Here is a 12,940-nt window from a genome sequence, read left to right as displayed (position 1 = left end):
CCGAGCAGGACGCTCTGGTTAAGCAGATCGGCCTGACTCTGATGCGGGCCGCACCAGAGGACTGGCGCAGTGTGATCGCGCAGTACCGCGCCACCGGCCGGTACTTCGAACTGGAGGCCGAGCTCCGGCTGCAGGACGGATCCAAGCGCGCGTGGGCCGTGCCCCAGGAGGTGGCCTCGCTGTTCGCGCGGCTGCGGGCCGGCATGCACCGCGAGGGCCGTGGCAGCTGGACCAACGCCAAGTACCAGCTCGATCACCCCTCCAGCTACAACCTCGACTTCGACCGCGCGGAGCCGAGCTGGCAGACCCCGCCGCCGCAGCAGGCCTACGTCGACGAGATGCGGTTCTTCCCGCGCATCGAGGAGAACGTCCCCGACTGGCTGCGCCGCAGGCTGAACCCGCCGACGCCGGTGTTCCGCACGGTCCGCGTCTTCGACGGCGCCGGACCGAACGGTCGTCCGTCGGTCAACCGCCCGCCGGTGCCGGAGCCCGAGGTCGCGCCGCTGCTCACGTACCTGTCGAACGCACCGGTCGCCGTGGCCGGACGTGGCTTCGACAACGACGTGCTGCACCCGGACGCGCCCCCGGTCGTGCCGTCCGGGTTCCAGACGGACGGTGTGTGGATCTGGCCCGCCGGGGTCTCGTACTACCTGCGCAAGTACGGCGTCCCGCCCGAGCCGGAGCTGGTCGAACGGGCGCGTGCCGCCGGGTTCGGCCTGCCGGAGGTGAGCGAGGAGTCGAGGCTCGCCGCCGCGGCGAACCTGGGTGCTCCCGCCGCGCCTCCCGGCACCGTCGTGCCGGTGCCGGTCGAGCCCGAACCGGAGCCGGAGCCCGGACCCGCCGCGGACGCGACGCAGTTCGTCGCCGCCCCGAAGTTCGACCCGGCACCCCAGTTCGACGCCGCGCCCAAGTTCGAGGCCACGAAGTTCGAGGCCGAGGACGAGCAGGAGGAGTACGACTTCGAGCCGATGTACCCCGAGCCGCGCGCGGCCGAGGTCACGGCCGAGCAGCCGCAGTTCGCGCCGGAACCGCTGCCGGCCCGCGACGACCTGGGCGAGACGCTCGCGGTGGCCGTGCCCCCGCTGGGCGGCGACGGTCCTCCGTACCGGGTGGTCTTCGACTCCGACGGCGTGCCCGGCACGGTCGACGACCGGACCCTGCGCGACACGTACGGCGCGGGCATGGACCTCTTCGCCCCGCACCCGAGCGATCTCGCGGAGCCCGAGGCGCCGGAACCGGTCCGGCCGCCGGAGCCCGTCCGGCCGCCCGCGCCGGTCCGGGAGAGCGCACCGGAGATCGTCCGCCAACCCGTCCGCGAGGTCCTTCCCGAGCCGGTCGAGGAGTTCGTCGCCGAGAACTCGAACGAAACGGCCGCCGAGGACGAACACGAGGACGTGCACGTTCCCGAGGAACCCGAGATCCCCACCGCAGGCCCGGACGAGCCCGAGCTCCTCACGCACCACCACGACGCCGAGCTCACCGACCACCTCGACGCCGAGACCGAGGAACGTCCGCGCGACGCCATGCAGGACACGATGGCGTGGAGCCCGGTCCTCGACGAACCGCTGGAGAGCCCGGCCGAGGTCACCGAGGAGCACCCGGTCGTCGAGGTGACCGGGGACGAGCCCGATCTCGCCCCCGAGGAGGAGATCGAGTCCACGACGTCGTTCGAGGCGCAGCTCGACTCGCACTTCGAACCGGAGCAGGAGCCGGAACCCGAGCCCCTGCCCGTTCTCGCGGCTCCCGCGCCGACGCGGTCCGAGGAGACGACCCAGTTCGACGCGGCGCTGTTCAACGAGCCCGAACCGGAGCCGGAACCCGAGCCCGAGCCGGAGCCGGAGCCGGAGCCGGTCAGGCCGCCGAGGCAGGTCACGCCGGAGGAGGACCGCGAGCTGGCGGGCACCCGCCGCGCGCTGGACGACCTCAACGTGCCGCACGGCGTGTTCCGGATCGGCGGCGAACCCGCCGACCGCACCTGGACGCTGCGCCTCGACGGCGACAGCTGGGAGGTCAGCTGGTTCGACCACGGCCCGAAGAACCCGGTGCGGTTCGACAAGGTCGAGGACGCGTCGGCGTACCTCATCGGCAGGCTGGTGCTGGGCAACTTCCGCACGGTCCCGCCGAGGGCACCCCAGCCGCCGCAGCGCCCGATGACGAACGGCTTCCGCGAGGAGCCACGCCGTCCCGTGCCGCCGCCGCAGCGTCCGCCGATGCCTCCGCAGCAACCGCAGCCGCAGCCACAGCAGGCGCCGACGCAGGTGCAGCAGGCCCCGCCGATGCCGTCACCGGCAGCCGCACCGACCCAGGTGCAGCCGGTTCCGCCACCCGCACCGCAGCAGGCCCCGGCCCCCTCGCCGGTCGCCGCCGCCGTGGCGCAGGAGGAACCGTCGAAGAGGAAGTTCCCGATCTCGCCGCTCGCGGGCGAGCCGCCGCTGACGTTGTTCCGCCACAAGCAGATGTTCGAGCTGCCGGCGGGCACGGAGGTCGACCGCTACGGCGACCAGACCGGCAACCTCGTCTACGTGGCGGGGACGCCGTTCCCGGAACGCAGCCTCGTGCCGTCGTGGATCAACCGCCCGTACCGCGTGTACCGGTTGCGCCGCCCGCTCGAGGTGCTGACCGGCGTGGCCGTGCCGTGGTTCGAGCAGCCGGGCGGCGGCACCGCCTACCTGCTGCCGAAGTCCGTCGACGAGATGGTGGCCGACGGCGTCCTGGTGGAGATCACGGGATCAGCTGACAACTAGTCCGTAGGCGGCCGCGAAGGCGATCGCCTGCTCGACGTCGATCAGGGCTCCGGCGAGCTTGGCTTGCCGGAGCCCGTTCGCGTCCACCTTCGCCCCGCGCAGGTCCGCGCCTCCGAGCTTCGCGTCGAGCAGCCGCGCGCCCATCAGGTCCGCCCCGCTCAGGTCGGTGTTGCGCAGGTCGGCCTCGCTGAGGTTCGTCTCGCGGAACCGCTGACCGGCGAGCTTCAGGTCGTGCAGCGGTGCCTTCACGAACGACGCCAGGGTGAAGTCCACCTCGGTGAAGGTGACGGGCCGCAGCACGCAGTCGACGAAGTTCGAGCCCATCAGGCTGCACGAGTCGAAGCTCGACCGGGTCAGGACCGTGCGGTCGAAGGTGCACTGCCGGAACGCCGTCGCCCGGTGCTTCGACTCACCGAGGTCCGTCCGGGTGAAGTCGCAGCGGGTGAACGTGCAACCCGTCGTCTCGAGTTCGCGGAGATCGGCCTCGGTGAAGTCGCAGTCGGTGAAAGACCGCTTCTCCCAGTGCTGACCCGGCAGGTTGGCGTCGGCGTAGTCGGCACCGATCTCGGGCGCGATCTCTCCAGAGGGGTTGTCCACTCTCACACTCTGCCATCGGCCACGTGTTGGTAACGTGCGGGACGCCGGGCGACCTGCCCGACGTCAACGAGGACGATCGTCATTCGGGAAGGCTCATGACCCGCACGCCCGTGAACGTCACTGTCACCGGTGCAGCCGGCCAGATCGGCTACGCACTTCTCTTCCGCATCGCTTCCGGCCACCTGCTCGGCCCGGACACCCCGGTCAACCTGCGGCTGCTGGAGATCACCCCCGCGCTCAAGGCCGCCGAGGGCACCGCGATGGAGCTCGACGACTGCGCCTTCCCGCTGCTCAAGGGCATCACGATCACCGACGACGCGAAGACCGCGTTCGACGGCGTGAACGTGGCCCTGCTCGTCGGCGCCCGCCCCCGCACCAAGGGCATGGAGCGCGGCGACCTGCTCGAGGCCAACGGTGGCATCTTCAAGCCGCAGGGCGAGGCGATCAACGCCGGTGCCGCTGACGACGTGAAGGTCCTCGTGGTCGGCAACCCGGCCAACACCAACGCCCTCATCGCCCAGCAGCACGCGCCGGACGTCCCGCGCGAGCGCTTCACCGCGATGACGCGCCTGGACCACAACCGCGCCCTGTCGCAGCTCGCCAAGAAGCTGGGCGTCGCGGTCACGGACATCCAGAACATGACGATCTGGGGCAACCACTCGGCCACCCAGTACCCGGACCTGTTCCACGCCAAGGTCGGCGACAAGACCGCCGCCGAGGCCGTGAACGACCAGGCGTGGCTCGAGAACGACTTCATCCCGACCGTCGCGAAGCGCGGTGCGGCGATCATCGAGGCCCGTGGCGCGTCCTCGGCCGCCTCGGCCGCGAACGCCGCCATCGACCACATCTACGACTGGGTCAACGGCACCGAGTGGACCTCGATGGCCATCCCATCGGACGGTTCGTACGGCGTGCCCGAGGGCATCATCTCCTCGTTCCCCGTCCGCACCTCGGGTGGCTCGTACGAGATCATCCAGGGCCTGGAGATCGACGAGTTCTCGCGCGGCCGCATCGACGCCTCGGTCGCCGAGCTGGTCGAGGAGCGCGACGCGGTCAAGGGCCTCGGCCTGATCTGAGCTGGGCACTGATCTGAGTTTCCCGTGGCAGTGTTGGGGACGTGCTGATTCCCTGGGACGTCCCCGCGCCACAGCTCTCCGATGACGTGCACCCCGCGCTCGCCGACGCCGCCCGCGCGGCGTCGGCGGCGTACGGGCGTGCCCGATCTCTGCACACGCGCCTCGAACTCCGCGAAGAAGTGGCGGACGGCGCCGACGGAACACCGACGATGCGCGTCGACCGCATCGTCGAGGACGCGATCCTGGAGTCGATCCACCGCAGTCGCGTGAACCTCCTCTCCGAAGAAGCCGGGTTCGTCGACAACGGCTCCTCGATCACCCTCGTCATCGACCCGGTCGACGGGTCCGCGAACGCCGCGTTCGGCGTCCCTCTCTCGTGCTTCGCCGGTGCGCTCGTCGAAGACGGCACGGCAAAAGAAGCCTTGACGACGTGGTTCGACACGGGCCGTGCGTGGCATGCGCACGCAGGAGTGCCGACGTCGTTCCGCACCACCGGGCGCACGACGTTGAAGGGCGCATCCGTGTGTCTGATGCGCCCCAAGACAGGCACTCAGGACGCGTGGCTGCGCATCGCGAACAAGGCCGACCGCATTCGTGTGCTGTGCACGACCTGCCTGGAGACCATGCTGGTCGCGGAGGGCACGGTCGACGCCTTCATCGATCCAGGCAGCGACACGCACCGGATCATGGACCTCGCTACGGCGCTGGTCACCGTCCCGGCCGCGGGCGGTGTGCTGCTCGACCTGCACGGGCGGCCGTTCACGTTCGAACCCGACCTGACCCACCGGTGGTCAGGCGTGGCGGCAGCGACTCCTCAGCTGGCCGAGGAGCTGATCGCGACCGTGCTGGGTTAGACGCTTCCGCGCGACTCGACGACGCAGTCGGGTCCGGGGAACACCAGACCTTCGTGGCCGTCGTTGAAGCGGACGAGGTACGGCGGATGCCCGTCGTTCCCGCGCACTTCGAGGATCTCGCCCAGGCGCTCCTCGAGTCCGATGGAGCGGCTGTGGACGTGGAGCCTGTCACCCACTGTTGCTTGCATGGTGCTGCAACACCTCCGGTGTGCGGCGTGAGGCCTTGGCACGATTGACGCGTCAAAGCCTAGGCCGCCACCGGAGGTGCGCAACAGGGCTCTAGTGCTCATCCACCGCAGGCCGCGGAGACCTTCGCGACGAGGTCGGCCTTCTGGGTCACCCAGTCCGCCGCGGAGTTGACGTTCTGCATGCCGTTCGCGGCCTCTTCGAGAGCCTTCTTGACCTGCTCGTCCGGCGCGGAGTTCGCGAGGGTCTCGAGCTCCTTCGCCTTGGCCTGGGTGTCCTCCAGGGCCTTCTGCGGGTCGCTCATGTCCGGCGAGAAACCCACGAGCGAGATCGCGTCGGCGCACAGCTTCACCTTGTCCGCGGTGTCGCTGACGCCCTGGATCGTGTCGCATGCCGTCAAGCTGCCCAGCGCGATGACAGCCGCGGCAAGCGGTCCAACTAGGCGCATTCGCTCTCCTTGTGCCCGAAGTGTCCGTTTCAGTTACTCATGACTCTACCGATCGATGTTCAGACCGGGTTGGCGTTGGTAGAGCTTTCGGATGACGTCGTCGATTTCCGGCTCCACCACGGCGAGGTCGTGCACCTCGACCTGCTGCACCACCCGAGTGATCAACTGAGCCGCCGTCGTCTCCGCCCTCCTGAACGTGAGGTGGTGGCGCAACCCGCTGGCCTCGCTGCGCACCGCCGTCACTCCTGGGACGTCCGGTGCGGGGCCGGGTTCCCTGAGGTCGATGACGAGCTCGCGGTCCGGGGTGACCTCGGCGCGCAGCTCCTCCAGCGGGCCGTCGGCGAGCACCCGGCCGTGGTCGATCACCATCAGCCGCGGGCAGAGCCGTTCGATGTCGTCCAGGTCGTGCGTGGTGAGCAGGAGGGTGGTGCCGCGGCGGGTGTTGATGTCCGCGAGGAACTCCCTGAGGCGTTCCTTCGACTCCAGGTCCAGGCCGATCGTCGGCTCGTCCAGCACCAGCAGTTCCGGCGCGTGCAGGAGAGCGGCGGTGATCTCGCCCCGCATCCGTTGCCCCAGCGAGAGCTGCCGCACCGGGGTGATCAGAAGCTCCTGCAGGCCAAGGAGTTCGACGCACTCGTCGAGCCGCCGCCGGTAGTCCTCCGCCGACACGCGGTAGATGGACCTGAGGAGGTCGAAGCTGTCCTTGAGCGGCAGGTCCCACCAGAGCTGGCTGCGCTGGCCGAACACGACGCCGATGCGTTTCGCGAGATCGCGCCGCTGCTTCGACGGGTCGACGCCGTTCACCTTGATGTCGCCGCTGGTCGGCACCAGGATCCCGGTCAGCATCTTGATCGTCGTGGACTTGCCGGCGCCGTTCGGCCCGACGTACCCGACGGCCTCACCGGCCTGCACGCCGAACGTGACGCCGTCGACCGCCGTGACGGTCTTGTAGTTGCGCCGCAAGCCTTTGGACGTGGCGACCTTGAACTCCCTGCGGAGCTCCCTGACCTCGATCATGATCCCGTTCCCCGGTAGTGCCTGACCGCGAACCGCCACACGAACCCGGCGACGACCGCCGCCAGCGCCGCGACGAGCGGTGATGTCCAGCCGACCCAGCCAGGCAGGCCGAGCGGATCCTGCTTCCCGAGCAGCGCGAGGCTCGGGTAGTACGCGACGAACGCACCCGGCACGATGAACGCCATCAGCCAGCGCAACGGCCGCGAGTAGACGTTGATCGGGTACGACGTGAAGGCGTTGCTGCCGTAGGTGACCGCGTTGGCGAACTCGCGTCCCTCGACGATCCAGAAGCAGATCGAGCACGCCACCACCCAGACCGCGCTGTAGATGACCGCGCCGGCCAGCGGCGTCACGATCGTCAGCACGACCTTCGCCGGCGTCCAGGCGATCTCCACGTGCGTCAGCGCGTAGATCATCACCGCCAGGGCGCCGGTGATCCGCCCGATCCTCCGCAGCCGGATGTCGGAGCACATGATCTGCGGCAACGTGCCGAGCGGCCGCATCAGCAGCACGTCGAAGCTGCCCGTGCGGATGTAGGTCGGCAGGTTGTCGAGCTGCCCGGCGAACAGGTCGGCGACGCCGAACGCGGCCCCCGCGAACGCGTACATCAGCAGCACCTCGTTCTTCGAGAAGCCGCCGAGCGCGTTGATCTGGGTGAAGAGGATCAGGATGACGATCAGCTCGTACCCCTGGGCCAGCACCTGCGTCACGAAGTCCATCGCGAACGACGCGCGGTACGACAGCTGGCTCCTCAGACGCGCGCCGATGAGCTTCGGGTAGATGAACTCAGCCACCCTGCAGCACCACCTTCCGCACGGCGCGTTGCAGCGTGAAGTGGCCGATCGCGAGGACGACCACGGCCCAGAAAGCCTGCAGCAGCAGGAGTTCCACCGGGTCGCCGTGCCCGAGGAACACGTCGATCGGCGCCTGCAGCACCGCCGGGAACGGCGTCAGCCACAGCACCTCGCGCGCCCACCCGGGGAAGAACGCGATGGGTACCGTCAGCCCGCACAGCAGGCCGGACGAGATGTTCCAGAACCCGTACAGCCCCCGGTTGTCGATCAGCCAGAACGAGCTGATGTCGATCAGGAACCGGAAGCCGAAGCTGATCACGAGCGCGAGGAGCCCACTGACCAGGAACAACGGCCACTGCGCCGCGGTGGCGGGGAACTGGAACGGGAACAGCAGCATGCCGAACGCCATCGGCGGGGCGAGCCGGGTCAGGAACGCGTAACCGCCCCTGCCGACGTCTTCCGCGAGAAGGGCGCCCTGCAGGTTCCACGGCCGATAGAGATCTACTACTACGTCACCGGATCGCACGCGCTCGGCGAGCTCGTTGGTTCCCCACAACAGGACGAACCCGAGCAGCCCCTGCCCGATCCAGACGTACGTGTTGGCGGCAGCGATGTCGTAGTCCGCGATCTCGCCGTTCGCCGCCTTGAGCGCGGCGACGAGGACGGCGACCCGCAGCAGGCCGAAGACCACGTTCGTGGTCATTCCGGCCAGCATCGCTTGTCGGTAGGTCGAGTACCTTCGGAATCCAGCAATGATCAAATCGGCGTGAACACGCACGTCGATCTACGTTAGTGACCGTCGCAAGTGGATTTCAGTCGAGGGAGACCTTGGACTCGCGGTCGGGACCGGGGAGCTGCCAGGTGAAGGGCACCGGGCCCTCACCGGGGTGGGCCGTGGTGTCGCCGAAGCCGCCGGGACACCCGGCCAGTCCGGGAATCGCCTCCCAGTTGCCGCCCGCCGAGCATGGTCCCCCCAGGACGTGTGGTGGAGGGATCCTGGTCAGCTACCGAACGCGCTGGTCACCACTTCGCCCGCACCGGGTTCGGAGCCGAAGCACAGGAAGTAGTTGCGACTGCCGTCCGCGTACCCGACGGCGGTCATGTCCCAGCCGGTGGTGTCGACGGACGGCCGGGTGTTCGCCTTCATCAACTCAGGCGTGCAGACGCCCTTCACCTCGGCGGAGCTCAGCAGTTCGTCCGACGAGACCGCCGGGATCTCCCCGGAGAGCCAGCCACCTCCGAACGCCTCCCAGAAGTGCTCGTCCGCGCAGCTGCCCACCTTCCGCGCCGTGGACGGCTTGCCACCGAAGTTGTTGATCCCGCGGAAGCAGGTCGACTTGTCGATGCAGAACTTGTCGTCGCACTTCTTCAGGAACGGCGGCGCCTCCTCGGCGCCGACCGGCTGCGTCGTCGCCGCGCCAGGCCCCTGAGCGGTCGTCTGCTGCTTCTCCCCGAACGAGTTCCACACGACCAGGCCCACCACGAGCGCCACCACTCCGGCCGCGGCCGCGACCAACGGCCACACCTTGCGCCTGGGCGGGGGAGGGACGGGCACGGTCGGCATGCGCATCGGGTCGACCAGCTCGTCCCGCAGCTGCGCCGCGCTGGGCGTGCGCAGGTTCGCGTCCGGGTGCAGCGCCCGCGCCAGCGCCTCGTGCATCGCGGCCGGCACCCCCGGCACCGCCATGACGGGCCGGCGCAGGATCTCGCCGAGCTGGTCGAACGACGTGATCGGCCACGGCACCGGCCGCGGCGGCTTGCCCGCGAGCAACGTGTAGAGCGTCGCGGCGAGCGAGTAGACGTCGGCCTGCGGTGTCGGCTCGGCCATCGCGAACGCCTCGGGCGGCGCGTAGCTGGGGCTCAGGGCGTCACGCGTGACCGTGCTGCCGCCCTGCGCGTCGAGCAGCGCCGCGAGCCCGAAGTCGGCGAGCTTCGGCGTCCCGTAGCGGTCGACGAGGATGTTGCCTGGCTTGATGTCCCGGTGCAGCACGCCTGCCTGATGTGCCGCGGCCAGTGCGTCCGCGAGCTTGATGCCGAGGTCCCGCACCTGGTCGGGGTGCAACGACCCCTGCCGGTCGAGCTGGTCGGCGAGCGACCCGCCCGTGCACAGCTCCATGACGATGTACGGCGTGCCGCTGACGGTGATGTCCGCGTCGTGGATCCCGATGATGTGCGGATGACCCGACAGCTTGGCCGCCGCCTGCGCCTCGCGCAGGAACCGCCGCCGGTCGCGTTCGTCGGCGAGCACCCGGTTGTCGATCTTGACGGCGACGTCCCGGCCGAGTTGGGGCTGGTGGGCGGTGTAGACGGTGGCGAACCCGCCCGCGCCCAACGGTCTCAGTTCGGTCAGGCCGGGAATGTGGGGTGCGGTCACGCGGCGCAGCTTAGTTCCGCACCCCGACAATCCCCGGCCTAGGCCGAGCAGTTCAGTGTGCCGCTCCTCAGCGCGTGACTGCTCGTGTTGTCGTCGTCCGCCCACAACACGGCCTTCTTGCCGTTGACGCACGTCGGCGAGATCGCAAAGCCTTCGAGGTTCACGTTCGGCAACGACGACGGCCGGTTGTACGTTGCCGTGGCCCTGAACTTCCCACTGCTGATGGCCAGCGTCGTCGTGCGGCCGCCGCAGTGGTTGTCGCAGGTGCTCCACAGCTTGGCGCCGTCGAACTCCAGTTCCATCACCTGGCTCTGCCCGCTCGCGAACTTGCTGAGCAGCTTCGCGTTCGAGCCCTGCAAGGCGTACACGTACACCTCACCGGTCGCCTCCAGCCCGACGAAGAACAGCCCGGTGCCGTGACCGGGGTAGGCAGCGGGGTCGTAGGTCTTGCCGCTGTCGTCCTTGAAGCCGTTCCGCGTGAGGTATGAGTCAGGCACCCAGGAGATCGCCTCGGGCCCGTCGTTGGGGTCGACCGCGGGCATGCCGCCGAGTTCCCACTCGCCGACCGCGTTGCTGCCGCTGCCGTACCTGAGGATCATCGGCCTGCTCACGTCACCGTCGTCGTTGTCGCGCTCGACAACGACGAAGAGCCCGTCCGGCGTGCTCACGACCCCTTCGGCATCAGGATCACCCGACCCGTCCGCGAACTCGAGCGCCCGCTTCTGGTCGACCTTCCACGTGCTCCCGCTGGGCACGAGCCGGTACAGCGTCGAGGGCCCGTTCTTCACCGCCCACACGACGTTCGGGCTCTCGAACGACAACCCGCTGAGGTTCTTGCCGAAGACGTTCGTCCCGTCCGCGTACTTCGTGGCGGAGTCACCCGGCCACGACGAGGCAGCCTCCGCGGGCGAACCCGCCAGACCAAGCACGAGAACCGTGAACACGCCGATCACCTTGATGCGCAACGCAGACGCCCCTTCTCTCACGAGGCGAGGTCACACCTCGTGCAGGCTGGCGGCGGACGTCCAGTGCACCAGACGACGAACAGTCGTGCTACTCCTTGGCGGCGGCCTTCGCGGCCTTCTTGAAGTCGCGGACCTCCAGCAACGACACCTGGTCCCGCACGTCAGCGACGCTACGTCGGCTTCCTTCGTCCCCGTAGTGCCCAGCCGCCGCCCGCCACCCCTCGGGCCGGACGCCGAACTGCTTGCCCAGAAGTGCAAGGAAGATCTTGGCCTTCTGGTCCCCGAACCCCGGCAGTGCCTTGAGCCGCTTGAACACCGCGGCCCCGTCCCCGTCCGCCCAGATCCGCGTGACGTCCCCGTCGTAGTTCTCGACGACGAACCGCGCCATCGCCTGCACCCGCTTGGCCATGCTGCCGGGGAACCGGTGCACGGCAGGCGGCGTGGCCATGATCGCGGCGAAGGCCTCAGGGTCGGCGTCGGCGATGCGGTGCACGTCCAGGCCGCCCATGCGGTCGGCGAGCACCTTCGGGCCGGAGAACGCCTTCTCCATGGGGATCTGTTGGTCTAGCAACATCCCTGTGAGCAGGGCGAACATGTCCGACGCGAGGAGTGCGTCCGCGTCGGGGTTCTGCGCGAGGCACACCGTGCGGGTCATGGCGGCAATCCTGACATGCAGCGTGGCTGGCGGCTCAGCCGTGCGGAGCAGGGTCTTCCATGAGTGCTGCGACGGCGGGGAAGTCGTTCTTGATCGTTTCGATCTTCTTCAGCCACATTCGCATTACCTCGCGGCCGTCAGCAATTAGTGTGAGTGCCTTGCGAAGGTTTCGTAGCGGCCGACGTAGGCTGCGTGAATTCTTCTCTGCCGGCTCGATATTCTGAACCATTACCTCCAGCATGCCCAGTCCTTCTTCGCTGTTGTCTGCTAGGTACTTCATTGATTGCAGGAAGCTCGCTACCTCGCTGGCGGTGACGTCGTTTGATTTAAGTTCTTCTGGGATCTTTTCGAGAAGTGCACTGACGCCCCGGTCGACGTCCTGAAGAAACTTGCTGAATTGTCCGCCAAGGACCTCGAGATCGCCGGTGGGGGATTCAATGTCCTCTGCGAGCTCCTGGAAAACAGCGATTCGCGCGGCCATTCCACGGCCTTGCTGGTTTCCTTCTTCGATTTTTTCTTTTGCCTTGTTCATTGCTTCGGAAACTAGGGTTATATTATCCCCGATGGAAGTGAGGTTGGCAGTCCATCGCGGCAGTGCCTCTTCGGCCATCGCCACTAGATCGACAAAGCCAGGTGCGTCGTCATCATCTGTGTCTGTATCATTCGGGCTGACGGTCGGGGTCGTCGCTTCTGCGGCGCTGTTAGCGTCAGCGAGTCTTGCCGCCAGGTTTGCGACCGTCCTTCTGTATTCTGGCGAGTCCGCTGCGGCGAATCGCAGATCGGTCCAGTCTTCCCATTGAAATGATCTCGCCATACTGATGTATGGGTCGACTGGCGTGTCCTCTCGAAAGGCGGCAATGTCCACGTAAAGAATCGGTAGTACGAGATCTTTGACGCCGAGATCTGTTGCTCGCCTGGCGAAGAAGTCGAGCTCCCTTCTGCACTCTTTGCTTTGAAAGTATCGAGGAGTCAGGATTGCAATAAAGAACGCGACCGAGGAGAGGGTGGAGTCGATCTTTTGCTTCCATTCGTCTCCCCACTCTAGGTTGTCCCGATCGAGGAATAGGTCGATGGAGTCGCCGGTGATCATTTCATATTGTGCAACGACGTCTCTGGCAAGCTGTGCGATTCGACCGTTCTCGGCTGTGTCGTCGGCATGTGCGTACGACCAAAAGCCGCAGATGGGCGCCATATGACCATTCCTTTCGGGAGATGTCACTGACGTCGGCG

The 12,940-nt window shown here is 68.0% G+C and carries 13 protein-coding genes; 3 read left to right on the top strand and 10 right to left on the bottom strand.

The annotated features are described in order from the left end of the window. Nucleotides 1-41 precede the first annotated feature (41 nt). Nucleotides 42-2,744, top strand: a complete 2,703-nt coding sequence (locus IEY88_RS10790) for a glycohydrolase toxin TNT-related protein (RefSeq protein WP_444543324.1) — start codon at nt 42-44, stop codon at nt 2,742-2,744. Here IEY88_RS10790 and IEY88_RS10785 read toward each other — a convergent pair. Beyond that, complete coding sequence (locus tag IEY88_RS10785) at nt 2,730-3,341, bottom strand: pentapeptide repeat-containing protein (protein ID WP_189154451.1); 612 nt, start codon at nt 3,339-3,341, stop codon at nt 2,730-2,732. The genes IEY88_RS10790 and IEY88_RS10785 overlap by 15 nt on opposite strands. Before the next feature lie 95 nt (nt 3,342-3,436). On the opposite strand from IEY88_RS10785, the gene IEY88_RS10780 reads away from it, so the two are divergent. Then, nucleotides 3,437-4,417 carry a malate dehydrogenase gene (locus IEY88_RS10780; protein ID WP_189154450.1) on the top strand — a complete coding sequence of 327 codons (981 nt, stop codon included), beginning with the start codon at nt 3,437-3,439 and terminating at the stop codon, nt 4,415-4,417. Between the two features lie 41 nt (nt 4,418-4,458). Continuing rightward, nucleotides 4,459-5,271, top strand: coding sequence for an inositol monophosphatase family protein (locus IEY88_RS10775; RefSeq protein ID WP_189154449.1), 813 nt, complete (start codon nt 4,459-4,461; stop codon nt 5,269-5,271). Here IEY88_RS10775 and IEY88_RS10770 read toward each other — a convergent pair. The 9 genes from IEY88_RS10770 to IEY88_RS10730 all read right to left on the bottom strand — a co-directional run bounded on the left by IEY88_RS10770 (nt 5,268) and on the right by IEY88_RS10730 (nt 12,902). After that, on the bottom strand, nt 5,268-5,459 hold the full coding sequence (locus tag IEY88_RS10770; RefSeq protein WP_189154448.1) for a DUF1918 domain-containing protein: 192 nt from the start codon (nt 5,457-5,459) through the stop codon (nt 5,268-5,270). The genes IEY88_RS10775 and IEY88_RS10770 overlap by 4 nt on opposite strands. 98 nt (nt 5,460-5,557) lie before the next feature. Next, nucleotides 5,558-5,905, bottom strand: a complete 348-nt coding sequence (locus tag IEY88_RS10765; protein ID WP_189154447.1) for a DUF8711 family protein — start codon at nt 5,903-5,905, stop codon at nt 5,558-5,560. 45 nt (nt 5,906-5,950) lie between these two features. Beyond that, the gene (locus tag IEY88_RS10760; RefSeq protein ID WP_189154446.1) at nt 5,951-6,922 is read right to left on the bottom strand and encodes an ABC transporter ATP-binding protein; all 972 of its coding nucleotides are present in this window, start codon (nt 6,920-6,922) and stop codon (nt 5,951-5,953) included. Further along, entirely contained in the window at nt 6,919-7,716 is a 798-nt protein-coding gene (locus IEY88_RS10755) for an ABC transporter permease (protein WP_189154445.1), read from the bottom strand. Before IEY88_RS10755 ends, IEY88_RS10760 begins: the two co-directional genes overlap by 4 nt. Continuing rightward, the gene (locus IEY88_RS10750) at nt 7,709-8,419 is read right to left on the bottom strand and encodes an ABC transporter permease (RefSeq protein WP_229693244.1); all 711 of its coding nucleotides are present in this window, start codon (nt 8,417-8,419) and stop codon (nt 7,709-7,711) included. Before IEY88_RS10750 ends, IEY88_RS10755 begins: the two co-directional genes overlap by 8 nt. Nucleotides 8,420-8,716: 297 nt before the next feature. Further along, on the bottom strand, nt 8,717-10,090 hold the full coding sequence (locus IEY88_RS10745) for a serine/threonine-protein kinase (RefSeq protein WP_189154443.1): 1,374 nt from the start codon (nt 10,088-10,090) through the stop codon (nt 8,717-8,719). A gap of 38 nt (nt 10,091-10,128) precedes the next feature. After that, a complete protein-coding gene (locus IEY88_RS10740) occupies nt 10,129-11,034 on the bottom strand; it encodes an esterase-like activity of phytase family protein (RefSeq protein WP_229693243.1) in 906 nt (301 codons plus the stop codon). A gap of 109 nt (nt 11,035-11,143) precedes the next feature. Beyond that, on the bottom strand, nt 11,144-11,710 hold the full coding sequence (locus IEY88_RS10735) for an HhH-GPD-type base excision DNA repair protein (RefSeq protein ID WP_189154442.1): 567 nt from the start codon (nt 11,708-11,710) through the stop codon (nt 11,144-11,146). A 34-nt stretch (nt 11,711-11,744) separates the two neighbouring features. Next, nucleotides 11,745-12,902: a toll/interleukin-1 receptor domain-containing protein gene (locus IEY88_RS10730; protein ID WP_189154441.1), complete on the bottom strand. Its 1,158-nt coding sequence runs from the start codon at nt 12,900-12,902 to the stop codon at nt 11,745-11,747. Nucleotides 12,903-12,940: the final 38 nt, after the last annotated feature.

It is taken from the genome of Lentzea pudingi, from assembly GCF_014646255.1.
Taxonomy (GTDB): domain Bacteria; phylum Actinomycetota; class Actinomycetes; order Mycobacteriales; family Pseudonocardiaceae; genus Lentzea; species Lentzea pudingi.
This window is presented reverse-complemented; position numbering and strand designations above follow the sequence as displayed.

Excerpts from the sequence above, each read along its gene's own strand:
- IEY88_RS10790 (WP_444543324.1), top strand. The coding sequence starts at position 42 with ATGCGGGCCGCACCAGAGGACTGGCGCAGTGTGATCGCGCAGTACCGC.
- IEY88_RS10780 (WP_189154450.1), top strand. The coding sequence starts at position 3,437 with ATGACCCGCACGCCCGTGAACGTCACTGTCACCGGTGCAGCCGGCCAG.
- IEY88_RS10770 (WP_189154448.1), bottom strand. The coding sequence starts at position 5,459 with ATGCAAGCAACAGTGGGTGACAGGCTCCACGTCCACAGCCGCTCCATC.
- IEY88_RS10765 (WP_189154447.1), bottom strand. The coding sequence starts at position 5,905 with ATGCGCCTAGTTGGACCGCTTGCCGCGGCTGTCATCGCGCTGGGCAGC.
- IEY88_RS10760 (WP_189154446.1), bottom strand. The coding sequence starts at position 6,922 with ATGATCGAGGTCAGGGAGCTCCGCAGGGAGTTCAAGGTCGCCACGTCC.
- IEY88_RS10750 (WP_229693244.1), bottom strand. The coding sequence starts at position 8,419 with ATGACCACGAACGTGGTCTTCGGCCTGCTGCGGGTCGCCGTCCTCGTC.
- IEY88_RS10735 (WP_189154442.1), bottom strand. The coding sequence starts at position 11,710 with ATGACCCGCACGGTGTGCCTCGCGCAGAACCCCGACGCGGACGCACTC.
- IEY88_RS10730 (WP_189154441.1), bottom strand. The coding sequence starts at position 12,902 with ATGGCGCCCATCTGCGGCTTTTGGTCGTACGCACATGCCGACGACACA.